At 74.9% G+C, this 598-nt stretch carries 1 protein-coding gene; it reads left to right on the plus strand.

Annotated features, from left to right (window positions below):
* A partial coding sequence (locus G3573_RS21910) for an aminotransferase class V-fold PLP-dependent enzyme (RefSeq protein WP_163263711.1) occupies positions 1–598 on the plus strand: 598 nt, incomplete at both ends.

The raw sequence follows: 598 nt of genomic DNA on the forward strand, positions 1-598 counted from the left end.
GCGGTCGAGGACGCGCGGGCCCGGGTCGCGGCGCTGGCCGCCGGCGACCCCGCCAACCTGGTGTTCCTGAGCGGCGGCACCGAGGCGAACGCGCTGGCGATCGACAGCGCCGCGCAACTGGCCGACGTCTCCACCCTGATTATCGGCGCCACCGAGCACGACGCGGTGGTCGAAAGCGCGCGCGCCGCCGGCAAGCCGGTCGAGCTGCTGCCGGTCGACCAGAACGGCGTCGTCGACCTGGATCGGCTTCAATCCCTGCTGAAGGTCGCGACGGGCCGCCCCTTTGTCGCCCTGATGCTGGCCAACAACGAGACCGGCGTGATTGCGCCGGTGGCCGAGGCGGCGCGGATGGTGCGCGACGCCGGCGGCTGGCTGCACGTCGACGCCGTCCAGGCGGCCGGCAAGATCGAGGTCGATTTCGAGGCGCTGGGCGCCGACACCCTGGCCCTGTCCGCCCACAAGCTGGGCGGGCCGCACGGGGTCGGGGCGCTGCTCTACGGCGAGCGGGCGGTGCTGTCGCGCCGGCTGCACGGCGGCGGGCAGGAGCGCGGCCGTCGGGCCGGCACCGAGAACGTGGCCGGCATCGTCGGCTTCGGCG

This window comes from Caulobacter sp. 17J65-9, assembly GCF_010975005.1.
Taxonomy (GTDB): domain Bacteria; phylum Pseudomonadota; class Alphaproteobacteria; order Caulobacterales; family Caulobacteraceae; genus 17J80-11.